The 17,179-nt window shown below is 54.5% G+C and carries 9 protein-coding genes; 3 read left to right on the top strand and 6 right to left on the bottom strand.

Translation table 11 applies throughout. From position 1 onward, the window contains the following. Positions 1-31: 31 nt before the first annotated feature. Positions 32-1,222: a winged helix-turn-helix domain-containing protein gene (locus tag NHH03_RS17195; RefSeq protein ID WP_253158222.1), complete on the bottom strand. Its 1,191-nt coding sequence runs from the start codon at positions 1,220-1,222 to the stop codon at positions 32-34. Between the two features lie 320 nt (positions 1,223-1,542). On the opposite strand from NHH03_RS17195, the gene NHH03_RS17190 reads away from it, so the two are divergent. The 3 genes from NHH03_RS17190 to NHH03_RS17180 all read left to right on the top strand — a co-directional run bounded on the left by NHH03_RS17190 (position 1,543) and on the right by NHH03_RS17180 (position 7,542). Further along, positions 1,543-2,808, top strand: a complete 1,266-nt coding sequence (locus NHH03_RS17190) for a lactonase family protein (protein ID WP_253158221.1) — start codon at positions 1,543-1,545, stop codon at positions 2,806-2,808. 172 nt (positions 2,809-2,980) lie between these two features. Further along, positions 2,981-6,076 carry a PSD1 and planctomycete cytochrome C domain-containing protein gene (locus NHH03_RS17185; RefSeq protein WP_253158220.1) on the top strand — a complete coding sequence of 1,032 codons (3,096 nt, stop codon included), beginning with the start codon at positions 2,981-2,983 and terminating at the stop codon, positions 6,074-6,076. Between the two features lie 17 nt (positions 6,077-6,093). Beyond that, positions 6,094-7,542, top strand: a complete 1,449-nt coding sequence (locus NHH03_RS17180; protein WP_253158219.1) for a DUF1501 domain-containing protein — start codon at positions 6,094-6,096, stop codon at positions 7,540-7,542. A gap of 27 nt (positions 7,543-7,569) precedes the next feature. On the opposite strand, the gene NHH03_RS17175 is transcribed toward NHH03_RS17180, so the two are convergent. The 5 genes from NHH03_RS17175 to NHH03_RS17155 all read right to left on the bottom strand — a co-directional run bounded on the left by NHH03_RS17175 (position 7,570) and on the right by NHH03_RS17155 (position 17,125). After that, positions 7,570-8,961 carry a DUF1552 domain-containing protein gene (locus NHH03_RS17175; RefSeq protein ID WP_390895583.1) on the bottom strand — a complete coding sequence of 464 codons (1,392 nt, stop codon included), beginning with the start codon at positions 8,959-8,961 and terminating at the stop codon, positions 7,570-7,572. 16 nt (positions 8,962-8,977) lie between these two features. Continuing rightward, a complete protein-coding gene (locus tag NHH03_RS17170; RefSeq protein ID WP_253158218.1) occupies positions 8,978-11,776 on the bottom strand; it encodes a DUF1592 domain-containing protein in 2,799 nt (932 codons plus the stop codon). A gap of 254 nt (positions 11,777-12,030) precedes the next feature. Next, positions 12,031-13,482, bottom strand: a complete 1,452-nt coding sequence (locus tag NHH03_RS17165) for a sulfatase-like hydrolase/transferase (protein WP_253158217.1) — start codon at positions 13,480-13,482, stop codon at positions 12,031-12,033. A gap of 89 nt (positions 13,483-13,571) precedes the next feature. After that, positions 13,572-15,923 carry a mechanosensitive ion channel family protein gene (locus NHH03_RS17160; RefSeq protein ID WP_253158216.1) on the bottom strand — a complete coding sequence of 784 codons (2,352 nt, stop codon included), beginning with the start codon at positions 15,921-15,923 and terminating at the stop codon, positions 13,572-13,574. A gap of 515 nt (positions 15,924-16,438) precedes the next feature. Then, on the bottom strand, positions 16,439-17,125 hold the full coding sequence (locus NHH03_RS17155) for a PEP-CTERM sorting domain-containing protein (RefSeq protein WP_253158215.1): 687 nt from the start codon (positions 17,123-17,125) through the stop codon (positions 16,439-16,441). Positions 17,126-17,179: the final 54 nt, after the last annotated feature.

Below are 17,179 nucleotides of genomic sequence, written 5' to 3'. Positions count from 1 at the left end.
AATTTGCGGAGGCGTTCGTTAACCAGGTCCCTCAACTGCGGAGTGATTTTTGCAGCGTGGGCTTCCATTTTGCGGGCGATGTTCGGTGCAACCGCAAATCGCGACAGTTGTTGAACCGTGTAAAAGCGACAAGCTCTTTTTGCAGGGCACTGAAAAAGGCGTCGTGCCTGTTCAGGCTCGGCTCCATCGCCAAGTGCAGAATATCTAGCACCGACTCCTTGCGATCGGCCTTGCAGTCCATCCGCGCCACCAGGTTTCCACCCCACAGAATCGGCAACGAAAAATAGCCGTAACGACGCTTCGCTTGCGGAACATAACATTCGATCAGATAATCAAACCCGAACAACATCTGCATGCGTTTGCGTTGGATCAGCAGATTATCGAAGGGCGATAGAATTTTGAGTTTATTGCGAGTCAACGGTTTGTTGATCAGTTGCAGTGAATCGGGCAACGCAAAATAGCATTGACCATTCACACTGACCTGTCGCACCTCTCCGCTGGCAACCATTTCCTGCAAACAATCGGACACTAGCGGCTTGATATTCTTCAGCAAGTACGCGATTTCGCCAGGCTGTCCGAGTCCATTGGTTTCTAAGAAACGCGTGATCAGAAAACGCCCGTGCTCGGCGGGTGTCGGTGTCGTGGTGTCCGTGTCAGCGGGCAAGACGCGCTGGGTCAAATCATAGACCTTGTGAAAGTTCTGCCTGCCGGCGATCATCAGTTCGCCCTTCATGAACAAGGTTTCCAGCGCACGTTTGGCAGGCTTGCTGGACCACTCACCCACCTTTTTACCGGTGTTCTCAAAGTCCTTGGCCATCAAAGGCCCCTCCACCGTGATCCGTTTCAACACCGAATTGATCAACCGTTGGTCACTCACATACCAGTGCCGTCGATCGCCGCTTGCGATACGTTGCTTGGTGATCAAACTGTGTCGAAAATCTCGCATCGGCAGATAGGCGGCGGCGTGCGACCAATATTCAAAGACGCGTTTATCAACGACCAACTGATCCAAATGCTCAGGTGTGTAGCGCGGGTTGCGATTCCACAGAGTGTGATGATGGGCACGCTGGACCGCCGAGATCGTGTCAATCTGGATGTAGCCGAGGTGTTCGATCGCCGCCAAGGTCGCATCTATCGCGGACCCTGTCTGTTTCATCGGCGGCAGTCGCTGTGAATGCAAGACCAGCTTTCGAGCTTGGTCGACGGAAAGTCGTTCTGCCATTAAACCGATGCGGATAGATAGTTGAGGTGTCCGGCTAGACGGGGCCGAAAATCCATGGGAATCTCGCTAGGATGGAACGATTCACTTTTTAACACAAATGAAAAAGTAGCGATGCCAAACGATTCCGATCAAATTCCAACCCCTTCGTCCGATCCCGCATGCCCCGTTTGTGGTGGGAAACTGGTGGACATCCGCGGCAAATTGCAATGCACCTCTTGTCATCGAATATGCGAAACGTGTTGCGAGGGCGGCCGGGGCTAAACGAAGCAACCTGGATCGAAGAATCACCCATCCGTTTTCAAAAAAATTAGATTTTTGCCATGCCTGCCTCTGTTCCATCCCGGGCCCCGACTCAAAAACTGTTGGCCGCAATCATTGCCGCGACATCGATTTTGATTTGCACTCATTCACTTCAGGCTGAACCGAATGAAACCGGCCCACTGATGGCGTATGTGGGCACGTTCAGTTCGCCACTGGGCGATGTTCTTCCTACGCAAGTGGATTTGCCGCCGGGAAATGGTCGCGGCATTCACCTGTTTGAAGTTGACCGGGAAACCGGTGCGATGACAACAGCCGGCGTTTACGAAATGGGAACAAGTCCCAGTTGTTTGGTGTTGAGTTCTGATGGAACACGCCTCTATTCCAGCAATGAAACCGACCGCACCGGAAAAGGGGGCAAAGAGGGAACCGTCAGTGCCTTTTCGGTCGACACATCAAACGGACAGCTAACGTTACTGAACACTGTCTCCTCTGGTGGTGACGGGCCGACCTACGTCAGCATTCATCCCGGCAAACGGTTTCTTTTTGTCGCGAACTATTTCGGCGGTTCGATCGCGGTGTTGCCGATCTTGGCGGATGGTCGATTGGGCACCGCGACAGACATCAAGAACGATGACGGTCAGATTGGTCCCACCAAAGCGACGCATGCCCCAGCGGGTAGTTTCGCGTTTAGCGGCCATGATCGGACACATGCGCACATGATTCAAAGCGACCCATCCGGGCGATTTGTTTTGCACGTGGATCTGGGACTCGACAAACTGTTTGTCTGGCAGTTTGACGACCAAACCGGAAAGCTGGCAGCAAACGATCCGCCTCATGTGTCGCTTCCACCGGGCGATGGTCCCAGGCATTTCCATTTTCACCCCAATGGTCAATGGCTGTATTCGATTCAAGAAGAAGGGTCGACAATCGCACTGTTTGACTATGACACCAATTCGGGGCATCTGACCGAGCGCCAGACGATTTCGTCACTACCACATGGGTTTGCGGGTAGCAATTTCTGTTCCGAGATTCTGGTTTCCGGCGACGGAAAATTTGTCTATGCCGGCAATCGCTTGCACGACAGCATCGGGATCTTCGCTGTCGGAAACGATGGCACGCTCACTCCGGTGGGTAATGAATGGACGCGAGGAAACTATCCGCGAAGTTTCAACTTTGATCCCACGGGCCAATTTCTCTATAGCTGCAATCAACGAGCCGATAACATCACGGTTTTCAAAGTGAATCAGACGACCGGGGCGCTCGATTTCACCGGCCAATACACGCCGGTCGGTAATCCGTCCAGCATTGTTTTCCTGGATCTGTAGCGTTCAATCATCATTGATTTTGGCGAATCGCCTGGTCATACTCTTAAGCACTGATTTGTTCGCGAATCAGCCCCGCCTTCCTTCCCACCTCTTGCCAATCGGTTTTGACGCCATGGTTACATGGTCGGCCAATTTCCGCATTCATCGGTTTGCATTGACATGCCTATCGATAATGCTTGTTTGTGGCGATGAGCTGATCGCTGCGGAAACACCTTTTTTTGAAACAGAAATTCGCCCTATTTTTCGCGAGTACTGTTTTGATTGCCACGGTGCAATCGAAGAGATCGAAGGCGGACTGGATTTACGTCTAGTGCATTTGATGCTTTCTGGGGGCGATTCGGGATCAGCAATTGCGCCGGGGAATCCAGACGACAGTTTGCTACTCGCTCGCATTCGTGACGGAGACATGCCGCCGGGCGAAACTCGCGTGCCGAAAGACAAAATTGCGGTCTTGGAAGAATGGATCCGGAACGGAGCAAAGACCCGTCGCGGCGAACCCAACGAAATCGGGCCAGGCATCCCGATCACAGAAGAAGAACGCAACTACTGGGCATATCAACCGATCACGCGCCCGCGAGTGCCAATGTTGGATGCCGAGAACATCCGAAATCCCATTGACGCACTGATCGCAGCTGCGATGCCTGACGGGTTGACGTTTTCACCCGATGCGGATCGCCACACGATCATTCAACGTGTCTATTACGATTTGATCGGACTGCCACCGACGATCGAGCAATTGAAACATTGGAGCGAGTTGGAGGATGCTGGGTGGTACAAACAGTTGATTGATCAATTGCTCGGCTCGCCTCACTATGGCGAACGCTGGGCCCGGCACTGGCTAGACGCAGCCGGTTACGCAGACAGTGATGGGTACACCGTGGCCGACAACAGTCGCGAGTGGGCCTGGCGCTATCGAGATTACGTCGTCAGTTCATTCAATGATGACAAGCCATTTGACCAGTTCATCATCCAGCAGATCGCGGGGGATGAACTGGCCGGCCCCAAGTCCGGGGACTGGACAGACCGTCAAATTGAATTGTTGACGGCCACCGGTTTCTTACGAATGGCGGCTGATGGCACCGGCAGCGGCGACAACAGCCCCGAAGCTCGAAACAAAACGATTGCCGACACCTTGCAGATTGTTTGCAGCACGATGTTGGGCTCCAGCGTGCACTGTGCTCAGTGCCATGACCATCGCTACGATCCGATTTCACATGTCGACTACTTTGCAATTCGCGCCGTGTTTGCGCCTGCACTGGATTGGCAAGCATGGAAGCCACCGGCGCAGCGACTGGTTTCCCTGTACACCGAACAGGATCGTGCGACTGCGGCACTGATTGAAGAGGAAGTGAAGGAAGTCGGCGCCGAACGAGCGATTCAACAGGCTGCGTTCATCAGCGAGGTTTTTGAGCAGGAACTGTTGAAGTTTGAGCAACCGCTTCGCTCACAACTACGGATCGCTTACGAGACGCCCAGCAAGGATCGCAACGAAGAACACAATAAACTTTTGGCCAGCCATCCCAGCATCAACATCACCCCCGGAGTGCTGTACCAGTACCGGCCCGATGCGGCCGAAACGCTGAAAGAGATGGACGCCAAGATGGCGGAGATGCGAGCCAAAAAACCGACCGAAGAATTTTTGCTCGCGCTAGTCGAGCCTCCCGGACATGTTCCGGTCACACATCTGTTTCATCGTGGTGACTTCAATCAACCCAAGCAAGAAGTCCAACCAGCAGCATTGACCGTCGCTGCCCCGGAAGCTGCTCGCGTGGAATTCCCGGCCGATGACCCCACATTACCGACGACGGGACGGCGTTTGGCATTTGCACGGTGGTTAACCGACCGAGGCAATCCGTTGACCGCGCGAGCGATCGTAAATCGCATGTGGATGCACCATTTTGGACAAGGCATCGTGTCAACGCCAGGCGAATTTGGTCGCCTGGGCAGCGAGCCGACACACGCCGCGTTGCTCGATTGGTTGGCGAATGATTTCATCGATCATGGCTGGAGCCTGAAACATCTACATCGACGCATTCTGACATCAACCACGTGGAGACAAAGTTCCTATCGACGCCCCGAAGGCGAAACGATCGACGCAGAGAATCAGTACTATTGGCGCAAGTCATTGCAGCGTGTCGACGCGGAAATCCTTCGCGACTCGATGTTGGCGGTTTCGGGGAACCTTGATGTGAGTCTATTTGGGCCACCGGTCGCCATTGCCGAAGACGAATCGGGACAAGTTCGCGTTGATTCAGAACAGCCCCGTCGAAGTCTCTACGCGAGTGTGCGCCGCAGCCAACCGGTCGGAATGCTTCAGGCCTTTGATGCCCCCGTGATGAATGTCAATTGTGATGTGCGAACAGTCACCACCGTCGCACCGCAATCGTTGATGATGCTCAATGGTGACTTTATCCTGGAACAGGCCAGTCGCGTTGCGGACCGAGCGATTGCGCGCGCGGCCAGCATGACACAAACGCGGTCAGAACAGACGGGCGAACGAATCGACACCGCCTGGTCACCGAACCTACCAGCGCCGTTATGGCGTTACGGGACGGGGCAGGTTGACCAGACCAATGAAGCCGTGAGCGAGTTCGTTGAACTGCCGCATTTTACCGGGACGTCCTGGCAAGGCAGTGCGACCACGCCGGATTCCGTTTTCGGCTGGGTCATTTTAAATGCCAACGGTGGGCACCCTGGCAATAACCAATTTCCCGCCATCCGGCGGTGGGTCTCACCCGCGGCCGGCCAACTGAGTCTGACAGGAACGCTGCAGCACACCAGTGAGCACGGCGACGGCGTTCGCGGACGGATTTTTTCCACAAACGATTTGCGTGGAACTTGGCAGGTAAAAACAAATTCGACGACCACTGAAGTCTCGGGCTTTGCGGTGCAGGCCGGCGAAGCGATCGACATCGTCGTGGATTGCCTGGAACATGAAACTTCTGACTCGTTTTCATGGCCTCTTCAGCTGACCTTTACACCCACCGGCGGACAGCCCGTTGTGCACGATTCAACGACCGCGTTCCATGGCCCCACAGAAGATTTCACTCATTTGCCGTCGCAAATCAATGCGGCATGGGAAATCGTTTTGTCTCGACCACCAAGCGATACTGAGTTAACGACATCGCTTGCGTTTGCGAGCGATCAGCTTTCGCTGATGGCACGTGACGCAGAAGGGACTTCCCAGGGGCGTTCCCCCGCCCAGCAAGTCCTCGTCAACATCTGTCAGATGCTGATCAATTCCAACGAATTTCTTTATATCGAATGATCAAAGAGTTGTCCGGCATGACTGACCATCCACCATTCGGCACACGACGTCAATTCATCCAGAATACTGGCATGGGAGTGGGCGCGTTGGCGCTAAACTGGATGCTAGCGCAGGAGACCGCACAGGCGATTCCGCCGGCGCTGAAGTTAAAGCCGCATAACGATCTACAGCCCCGCGCTCCGCACTTTGCACCGAGCGCCAAGGCGATGATTTCGCTGTTCCAGCACGGCGGCCCCTCGCACATGGATCTGACAGATCCGAAGCCTGAGTTAAGCAAATACGATGGGACCGAGTACTCGGGTGACATTCAGTTTTCGTTCGTCAATGAAGCGAGCAAGAAGTTGCTCGGTAGCCCGTTTAAATTCCAATCTCATGGGGAATGCGGAACCGAGTTGTCGGAACTGTTACCACACACGGCAAAGGTCGTCGACAACCTTTGCTTGATCCGCAGCATGCACACCGGAGCAAACGGCCATGAAGTTTCGATCCGCTATTTTCACGGCGGTATCCCGGCGGTTGTCGGGCGACCTACGTTCGGTTCCTGGGTGACATACGCGCTCGGAAGCGAGTCCCAGGACCTGCCTGCTTTCATGGTGCTGGCGGATCCAGGTGGGCATCCTGTCGATGGGGCCACGAACTGGAGCAACGGATTCATGCCGTCAATGTTCCAGGGAACGGTGCTAAGGCCAAAAGAACCTCGGATTTTCAATCTGCAGCCACCGAAACATTTGTCGGGTGCCTATCAACGCCAGAATCTAGATTTCTTGCAGAATCTGAACCGGCAACATTTGTCCTCGCACCCTGGCGAAGCGGACCTGGAGGCACGGATCGCAAGTTACGAACTGGCGGCCAGAATGCAAACGGCCGCGAGTGACGCCTTGGACATCTCTCAGGAAACCGCCGCCACGCATTCCATGTATGGTTTGGACAATCCGGAAACGCGTGAATATGGCACGCGTTGTTTGCTCGCGCGCCGGTTGGTTGAACGCGGCGTTCGTTTTGTCCAACTGTTTCACAGCGGCCAACCATGGGACAACCACAGCAGCATCAAAACCGGATTGGCATCGATTTGTCGAAAGACGGACCAACCCGCCGCAGCACTCGTCGCCGACCTTCGTCAACGCGGCATGCTCGACACGACGTTGGTGCACTGGGGCGGTGAAATTGGCCGATTGCCCGTCACGCAGGATCACGGCGCGGCAGAAAAAGCTGGCCGGGATCACAACGGCCAAGGCTTTAGTATCTGGATGGCCGGCGGCGGCATTCGCGGTGGAATGACGTTCGGCAAAACCGACGACTTCGGGCATCACGCGATTGAAAACGTTGTGACCCCGAATGATTTCCAAGCCACGGTGATGCATCTCTTTGGGTTAAACCACGAAGACGTGGTCTATCAACACGGCAACCAACAACAAATCATCACCGCCAATCGCCCGGCTCGTGTTGTCAAAGAATTGATCATGTGAACCTGATTGGTCGCTCGGCATGCGAGCTTAGATGTTTTTGACAATGCCGGTGCTGTCGGCGAATGATTCGGTGGCGACACCTAGCCGCTGCAGCATCGTGGCATACAGGTTTGACAGTGGCAAATCCTCTCCCTTCGCTTCGTCTTGCCAGGGCTCTCGCTTTCCCAGCCATGGACCGCCTTGGAAATTCATGCCGGCATGATTGATGTACTGCCCATGTCGGAAACCTAATTGGCTGCCACCGGCAAGAATCAACGGGTAGTTGCGAGAGAGGTGAAAGGCGCTTGATGCCGATCCGAACAACAGCAACGTGTTGTCCAACATGCTGCCCGTCCCGGCTGGTTCAGGCGTCTCCTTCAACTTGCTGATCAGACGTCCGTACTGCTGGTTGAGAAACTGGCAATAGATGCCAAAATCTTTCCAACCGCCTACCTTTTTCGTCTCATGCGACAACTGGTGCGCCAGATTGAACCCCACTGCACGAGCGAGATGATCGCTGCGGCCGACACCGTTTTCGCGACCGATCTGATAGGTCGCTACTCGCGTCGAATCCGTTTTGAACGCAAGATAAATCAGGTCGAACATCGTCTGCAAATACTCACGCGGCTCGTCGGTGGTCAACTCCAGGTTCAGCGGGTCGCCATCCATCTGCGGCAGCGGCGCATCGAGCCACCGTTTTGCCTTTTCGACTTTGATTTCGGCCTGTCGGACTGAGTCCAGGTATTCGTCCAAGCTCTTTCGATCGTCGACCGACAAAGATTGACGCAATGAGCGCGCATCGGAAAGCATGTCGTCGAGTGCACTACGACTGAGCGCCAGACGGCGAGCCGAATCGCTATCGCTTTTGACAAACAACTGATCAAAAATTTGCTTTGGTCGATGCTCCGCGGGAATCGGGCGTCCGTTGCGATCAAAGGACAGGGTGTGCGTTCCTCGAGCCGTGCCCGTCCCACCATCTGTTGACATGACCAACGACGCAAACCGCGTTTGATCCCCGACGTGCTTGGCATATTCCTGATCCAGCGAAATCGTATTCTGGTACTCACGATCTCCGCCACCTGTTGCCGCTGCGGTCAAAAATTGGTCGGCATTGTTGTGCCCATGCACGTCTCGCGATTTCGGATGCGAAAAACCAGACAACACTGTCAGGTCACTCTTGAGCGATTCAAGCGGCTCCATGCATTTCGTGAATGTGAACTCGCGACCGTTTCCATGAGGAAACCAGGCCCAGTCTTGATATGCAGGGTCTTCCGGCAGCGGCATTGGAACGCCATCGGGGAAATAGAAGCAGCCGAGCCGCTTTGGATTTGCCGCCACCTGTTGGCCGCGAGCCGAAGAGACGGACAAGGATCCGAACAGGGGCAGTGCCAGGGCGACACCGCTGCCTCGAAGAAATCGTCGCCGATCGATCTGATTCATTTTCAATCCCATCAAATTATCCTCGGTGTTTTGATTGAAAGAGATCACTGGTCACGATCTCTCGAATCATGGTCTTTAGTCCGTCGCCTTGGGCACGCACCTTTGCGGTGATTGCATCAACGTCCGCGTGGTCGGCAAATGTCAAAGGCCGCCCCAAAGCGTACGTGGTTAATTTGTGCACCATCGCGCGAACAAATTGATCCTGTCGATTCTCCAACAAAAACCGTTTTAGCCCGTCCATTCCATCGAGCGTCTGATGGTTGAACAACTCGCTAGATGCGTCGACCGGTTTACCGTGAATCTGATCACGCCACCGTCCCAATGCGTCATAGTTCTCGAATGCGATTCCCCATGGATCGATCTTCACGTGGCATGACATGCAAGCAGCATGATTGCGATGATCTTCGATTTGCTCTTTCAACGTCAGTTTTGCAATTTCAGGGTCGGCCAGATCGATCTGCGGGACAGCCGGTGGTGGTGGCGGCGGCGGATCACCCAGCAGGCTTTCGAGTAACCAAATTGCACGCTTCAGTGGATGGGAATCCGGCCAATCAGAGTTCATCGCCAGCAGTCCCGCCTGAGTCAACAATCCACCACGCTGAAAGTCGCCATCCAGATCCACCCGTTGAAACTGATTGCCGAAAACACCGCTTAGCCCGTAGTGACCGGCGAGTCGCTCGTTGACCATCGTATAGTCGCAATGAATGAAATCTAAGACGCTCTCGTTTTGAACCAACATTTCTGCAAACAAGGCGACCGGCTCTTGCTGCATCGCTTCTTTCAAGAGCGGATCAAAGTTTCTGATGTGTTGCTTGAAGTTCATGAAATCCAGCAAACGCATATCGAGCCATTGATGCACAAAGTGTTTTGCGAATCGCTTGCTGCGGTGGTCGTTCAGCATCCGTTCGACTTGCGATCCAAGCACATCTGGGTCAGCGAGTTGCCCGCCCCCAGCCAACGTCATCAATTCTTCGTCGGGAGCACTGCACCAGAGAAACATCGACAATCGAGTGGCCAGAGCGTAGCCAGTCGATGCAGGCGGTTGGTTGGATTTTGCCGTCGAATGTTGATCCGTCAGAGGAGCTGTCTCGTTGGCAAGATACAAAAACTGGGGAGATGACAGCACCGTTGCCAAGACTTCGACGATTGCTTCTTCAAAACTCTCACACTGCGATCGGATCTTGGAAAAAAGTTTCAGCTTTCGCGCAATTTCTTCTCCGGTAACCGGGCGGCGCCAGGCTCGCGACATAAACGCCGTCACGATTTGATTTGCATAAACCAATTCGTCATCCGCATGTTCACTTTCAAAAAAAATCCGCCTGTGCGATTCGGGGGGCCACTGATCGTAGACCGGCGCAGCGACACGCACAAAGTCAATCTGAATTGGCTGCGCCGACGCGGAACTGTTGGCAATCCGAATGTATTCCGATGGGCTGGGCATCGCTCCCATCGGGGATGTTTTTCTAACAGAATTGCGTGGATAGATTTCCCCCAAAGGTACATCCCAGTGGATGATTTGTGGTTGATCTGGGACCGCCGTTACCGGCGTGTCTGACTGACTGACACGAAGCAAGGCACGCCCTTCGTTGCTGGCTTGCCATCCGAACAGCAGTTGCATCTGCGGGAAATAATCACCATCTGTGTTCACGCGTGAGGCTCGCACCATCACCCGCATCGTGCCTTCGTCGGGCAATTGGTTCCCCAGTTCGACGACAAGTTCCTGCTGGCGACCGGCAGGCAGGATGGCGACACAATCATAGGCGTCGGGAAACTCGGGCGGCTCGTCCGTGGGCGCAAATGCGTACCGCGCACCTGGGTATTGCCACCGCGCTTTCGCCGTCCGGTCGCTGGAAAGCTCTTTAAAATACGCAGTGCGGTGCGGTTTTCGGAAACTTTCCTGCAATCGATCCAATTCAATTTGCAGCTTCTCAGGATCGTCCTTGAACTCCTGCTTCGCCTTATCAAGCTGTTCGACTTGGTTTCCCCACTCCCGTTGGGCGGCATCTTTCATCGCGATGCCCCAGTAGCGCGTCGTCGGGCGATCACCCGTTACCGTCGCTCGCTGCAAAGCACTGCGAGCAAGCCGATGATAGGTCTCGAATTGCGATACCGACAAATGCAGCAGTTCCGAACTGTTTTCGAATCCATCCTCTGACTGTGATTCCGGCGGCAGGTCTTTAGCAAAATCCCAGGGCAATCCGAGCAGATCTTGCAACGCATAGTTGTACTCATACCGCGTCAGGCGACGAAACGTAGAATGCGATCTTGAGTTACGACGCACACTCGAAGCGGTCTGCAATTCGCCCGCCAACCAACCTACCATTCGCAGTCGATCCTGTTCCTCCAGTTCGCCGTCGTCCGGCGGCGGCATCTCACCTTTGGTCAACACGGCAAACACTTCGGCCCACCAGTCCGTGTCTTTCCCCGCTAACAGATCTGGATCCAACGTATCGATTCGGAAATTCCCTTCACTCGTATCGGGGCCGTGGCAATCGACACAGTTCTGATCCAGGATCGGCTGAATCGTAGATTCAAACTCAGCGATCTTCGCTTGCGGTGGCAGTGTGTTCTCGGCATCCGTGTGCGGATGCTGTTTGGACGCAATAAAATTTCTGTACCGCGAACGTTGATACCCACTGACTTTCAAATCCGTGAGACTCGGGCGATGTTCAGCCGCTGCCGACTTGGAAGGATCGGTCGGTGCCCCAGAGAGCGATGATGTCTCTGGTTCTCGGGCGCTGAGCACCGTTGCAACAAGACCAACGGTGCAACACAGCAGGCAAGCACAATAAGATTTTTGGCGGGAAGTCGTCATTGGGTGGGCAGACCTATTCGTTCAGGTCGATCGATGCAGGCGGGATCCAGACATGTCTGGACGTCTCTATCATAACAGCTCGACCGAGCGATCAGCGGAGCAATTCCCGTCAATCCACCGCTAAGATCTAGGCTCTGTAGTGGATCTTGTTAAAGCCGGCGATTACCCACAAATGGGAACCCGACGCGTCAGCGAGGGATCTATCGGGTGGTCAAACAAAACTTGTGGGTAATCAACAGCTTGTTAAGACTCTACTACGGAGAATGAACCTGCCATAACGGCGGCGGCACGAAACCGGAGCTGCCGAATTTGTAAGGTGGGATCGCATCGTTTGGCTGCAGTGCCCGATGCTCAATCAGTTGCTGCGCCAGCTGTTTCACTCGTTCTGGATACTCGGCCGCCAGATCCGTTGATTCGTTCAGATCATCTGCTAAATGAAAGAGATGAACTTGGTGGGTCTGGTCGTGCAGTTGCTCCAGGTCTTTCAACTGAGGGCCGTTGACGACCAATTTCCAACCATTGTCGATGACTGCCAAACATTCCGAAGTGGGGCCGGGCTGTCCGTGATAAGAAAACCAGGGCCGATTCTTGATGCTCTCACTTTGACCGAGCATGACCGCGGACAGATCGACGCCATCGATTGGCTTGTCCGTTAGATCTGACACCTGTCCTCCCGCTAGAGAAACCAACGTCGGCAAGAGATCCAGATAGCCACAAACGATATCCGTCGATCGGCCCGCAGGGATTTTGTCAGGCCAGCGAACACAAGCCGGCACACGAATGCCACCTTCAAAAACGGTTAGCTTTGAACCACGAAGCGGATGATTGATTCCCCGCAGTCCTCCTACGCCGCCATTGTCACTGAAAAACCAGACGAGCGTGTTTTTGGATTCGCCGGAAGCATTGACGGCATTCAGGACTTTGCCAATGCCTTCATCCATGCGACCGATCATCGCCTTGTAGATCTCTCGATTCTTTTCGTTGCGTTTCTTCTTGCCGCTTAAGTCGCCATATTGCTTGATCGCATCGTCGGGCGCCTGGAATGGTGAATGCGGAGCATTGAAAGGCACGTAACAAAAATACGGAGAGTCGGAGGCCGAGGATTCTTTGATCCAGTCAGCCGCCGCATCCGCGATCAGGTCGGTCGCATACCCCTGTTCGTCCAATGGTTCATAGTCGACGTGCCAATCTCGGACACCTTCTCGCGTCAAATCAAAGTAGTCGATCGCGCCGTTGTAGTGTCCGTGAAAATGGCTGAACCCTCGAGCCAACGGATGCCATTTTGCACGTCGATGTCCCAAGTGCCACTTGCCAAAGACTCCACGATGCTCATACCCCAGACGGCCAAGCATTTCGGGAAGTGTTGTTTCGGCGGTCGGAAGACCGTAGTCACGATACGGCGGGATGACTGCGCGGGCCAGGCCGAAACGGATCGGATAGCGTCCGGTCATTAATCCCGCACGGGTCGGCGAACACATCGGCGCGACATAAAACCGATTCAGTTCGATCCCGTCTGCCGCGATGGAGTTGATATGAGGCGTCTTGAATTCATCGTCATGATATCCGACCGAATTCCAGCCCAGGTCGTCCGCCAGAATCACAACCACGTTAGGCGGCTGGTTTCGTGATCCTGATTCAGCTGCTTGCACAGAATGGATGAAACTGCTGAACAACAGCCACAGAGTGATAACGGCGCGAGAGGGCATGGCACGATGACTCGATGCATTGGAAAGGAAATCTCTCTGCATAAGATAGCTGATAAGTCGGCGACCACCATCGACAGGACAGCTGAACTTCACTCACAGAGGACTGGGCTGTCGACTCGGATCGCGGAACCGTTTGGCGGGTAATCAGCCGTTTGACGCAATCGGTCGATTTCTTCTTCGGGAAATGACGGCAGCAGCATCTCTTTTTTGGCGCGCCAATCTCGCACCTGTTCTTTGGCACGTCGAACGTTTTCGTTTCCTGGTGGATCGCATCGTTGCACCAACGTCTTCGTCGTTGGGACTGCGAGTGAGACTCCGATCCGGCTGAGAACCTCCAGAATCCTCAAGTTAAGGTCCTCTGAAATTTGCAGGTGTTCATCGAAATCGGGCGTGGTCGTAAACGCAAAGATATCAAGATTCAGCGATGAATCACCGAAACCGAGAAAGCGGATCCGGGCCGGATTGGGATCGACTTTCGGATGCGCATATAGCACCTTGCGAATTTCGATCAGAGCGACGCGAATTTGATCCGGCGTCGAGTCTTTGGCCAGCTCGATGCGCGGGTGATACCAGTTTCTGCGTCGCTTGGCAAAGTTTTCCAATTCCATCCTAGCGAACGTCGCGTTGGGAATGCTGACCACCGTGTCTTCCAGCGTCCGCACGCGGGTTGATCGAAGACCGATCTGTTCGACGGTGCCAAGACGGTCACCAAAACGGCAAAAGTCACCAACACGGATCGGTCGATCCACGAACAGACTGAAGCCCCCGACCAGGTTCTCCAGGCTGTTCTGAGTCGCCAAAGCAACCGCCAGTCCACCCACGCCTAAACCCGCGACGACGGGCGTCAGCGGAACGCCCAAGAGGTCGGCGGTTTTCAAGACGATGGCGACGAGCGCCGCGACGCTTGCGAGTTGGAAGATCACCCGCACCACCTGGGCGTCCAGGCTTTGAGAGTTGATGTGCGGTGACGCGATGATCCACTCTCCAATGCCCGGCAAGATCTTCACAGCCAGCCACGTGGTCAGAAACGCAAACATCAGTGTGAATAACATGCTGCAAATCAAGTACACATTCTGGTCGACACGCAGTACATCGACAGAGAATTTAGCAAGCCAGACGAACAACATTCCGCTGGCCGGAAACACGATGCTGATCAAAAATTCAACGAGCCGGTTCTTGCTCCGCCGACCGACGCAAAGCCGGAAGGTCAGGCCGAGTAGCGACACCAACAAAATCCATATCATCGCAATGGATGTCCATTTCCAAATCGGTTGCCGCCCCAGTCGACCATGCATCCAGTCCGGCAAACTTTCAATCCATGATGCCGGGACAATCGGCCCGGGCAACTGAAAATAGACATCGTACGCGTTGGCAATGAGAGGCGTTTCTTTATAAGGCAGATTCTCGACGCGCTCGTAATACGTCTTCATATGCCGCAAGGTTTGGGGCGAGAAACGGAAACGACCCGTGTCCGGCCCCGCGCTGACTCGGGCAATCGAAATCTCCGTGTTGGGGATCGACCATTGGTCCAAATTCGTCGCACTGACCTGGTTTGGACCAGGGATCAAGTCAAAAGGTGGTATCTCGATTCGGTCAAACACCTCCTTTAGTAAGACGGCCGTCTCACGGAGTGTGGGCAGTTGCGATGCGGGCGGGACTTCGCTCAAGTCCAGACAATCGCGGACACGAGCCATTGGCAGTTGCCGCGCCGCAAATGCTTCCGGGGTGTTGCCGTCATCCCGATACGAGCGGTAGATGTCATTCATGCTGTCGATAAAACTCTTCAGCGTCCCGCGCGGACTGGTGGTGTCGGCTGGTTCAAGCGGATGATTCGGCTCGACCGCGGGCGACGCCACTGAGAAGAGTTTTTCGAACGCGTCTTCCATCACAGTTCCTGGCTTGTATGGCAGATGCTTGACACGGTCGTGGAACTCGGGGATCCGTGCCACCGTATCCGAAGCGAACAGGAATTGCCCCGAACGTGGCCCCTCGCTCAGCTGCTCGATTGCGATCTCAGTGTCCGGCAGCAACCAACGACGGATCTCTTTTTCCGCAACATCGTCAGCGCCTGGAACCGTTTCGATGTCGATGCCAATTCGATCAAAGATCTCCATCAACATCACGGCTCGTTGTCGCCCCATATCTTGAGGGTCCGCCACATCGATGCTGGTCAAGTCCAAGCAGCGAACCGCACGCGACCGATGGGTCGTCAGTTCGATGCTGCTTTTCTGACCCTCCGGATCGGCGAGCAATCGATACATGGCGTTCATATCGTCCCGGAAACTACGCAGCGTCGCTCGGGGGCTTGACGTGTCAGCCGGTTTAAGCGGCTTGAACTCTTGCCCGATCACCGGAGCGGTGGCTTGCATGATGACAACCAGCAACAGCATCGCCACGAGCGAGCGCGGGTGGATTGCCAACGCCCGACTTGGATCCGTCAAACAGGAGCTCGATTGATTGTTGGTCGCGGGTGATAATCTGCTGCGCACTTCGTGATCCTTCCATTTCGTATCGATCTGCCGGTTCGTCACTCGAACCGACTCTGGCTTCTCATCGCATGAGAATTCAATCACCGTTCCACCCAAGCAGCGTCTTTTGAAGTTGCGCCACTGCGTGAGACATTGGTTTTTCCCATCCCGACGCGTTGAGAATGGACGGGGACAGATCATCGCGGAAGAGTCGAAGAAACGAAACGCGAGTCCGAGTCGATCGCGAATGATTCCAGCAAATTCCCAATGAAAACGGTGGCGAAGCGTCTCATTCACATTTGCTAGCATTGAAAACCAGAGCTATTCCAGCCCCACCGCTGAAACTTCGCCGGTCGCGCAGCACCGACCAAGCGATTGAAGACGACTGCAGCAAGTCGTGCTTGATGGTTGCGATTGCAACAGAGAAAATTCGCTGCCCCCACAGCGAGTAGTGGACCGCGCCGCAGCACGGCAACGGATCCATTGATTCAGCACTTCGATTCCGATCGGACAGGGAGTAGCGTTTTTCTTCTGCGCCGAACTGCCACGCCGCCAAACACCATCGCCAGTACCAGCAGACTTGATGGCTCGGGAATAGCGGTGACGTTGATCGACCCTAGGTTGGTGAATGAGACCGCATCAATCGATGCGGTGCTTAAGTCATCGTGGTAGAAATTTGTGTTGCCCGTCGGATTGAGCGCGACCGAAAACACCGTGTTCACAGGCACCGGTGTGATGTGAAAGAAATCCAACCGTGCTAACAAAAAGCGATCTGAACCAAGCGGTTTGTTGGCGCTTGCAAAATCAGATTGAATCATCTGGTTTGGCGGACCGTTTCGCGTCGCCGAGAAACTCGTCGAATCGCCCCGAAAGACATAGTCGGGATCTTGAGTCTCAGCGGAACTTTGGGTGTCCGGGCCGGTCGGATTCGCTGGGTTAAACGACGGTTTAAATTCCAAAAACCCGCCCGTGTTATCGCCAAGCAGCGAAAAATCTGCTTCAAATCCAAATAGCTCATCGCTTCCATCGGAGCTACTTACAAACACATCAATGAAACCGGATCCGCCGGAGCGAATTTGAGCGGAACCGAACTCGACGACAATGTCAGCGTCCGCGCGGTTGCCATGGTTGACCAATAACGGAACGACCGTCAGGAGTACGAGAAGATGTTTCATTGGGGCTATCCTTTCTGGTTGACTAGTCAGTTCTTGATTGGGTGGGTCTAGATG

The organism is Stieleria tagensis, from assembly GCF_024129865.1.
Classification (GTDB): Bacteria; Planctomycetota; Planctomycetia; order Pirellulales; family Pirellulaceae; genus Stieleria; species Stieleria tagensis.
Note: the sequence above shows the minus strand (reverse complement) of the source record. Positions and strands in the feature narration are given on the sequence as shown.

Bases quoted from the DNA above. Each gene is read 5' to 3' on its own strand.
- NHH03_RS17195 (WP_253158222.1), bottom strand. From the start codon at position 1,222: ATGGCAGAACGACTTTCCGTCGACCAAGCTCGAAAGCTGGTCTTGCAT.
- NHH03_RS17190 (WP_253158221.1), top strand. From the start codon at position 1,543: ATGCCTGCCTCTGTTCCATCCCGGGCCCCGACTCAAAAACTGTTGGCC.
- NHH03_RS17185 (WP_253158220.1), top strand. From the start codon at position 2,981: ATGCTTGTTTGTGGCGATGAGCTGATCGCTGCGGAAACACCTTTTTTT.
- NHH03_RS17180 (WP_253158219.1), top strand. From the start codon at position 6,094: ATGACTGACCATCCACCATTCGGCACACGACGTCAATTCATCCAGAAT.
- NHH03_RS17175 (WP_390895583.1), bottom strand. From the start codon at position 8,961: ATGAATCAGATCGATCGGCGACGATTTCTTCGAGGCAGCGGTGTCGCC.
- NHH03_RS17170 (WP_253158218.1), bottom strand. From the start codon at position 11,776: ATGACGACTTCCCGCCAAAAATCTTATTGTGCTTGCCTGCTGTGTTGC.
- NHH03_RS17165 (WP_253158217.1), bottom strand. From the start codon at position 13,482: ATGCCCTCTCGCGCCGTTATCACTCTGTGGCTGTTGTTCAGCAGTTTC.
- NHH03_RS17155 (WP_253158215.1), bottom strand. From the start codon at position 17,125: ATGAAACATCTTCTCGTACTCCTGACGGTCGTTCCGTTATTGGTCAAC.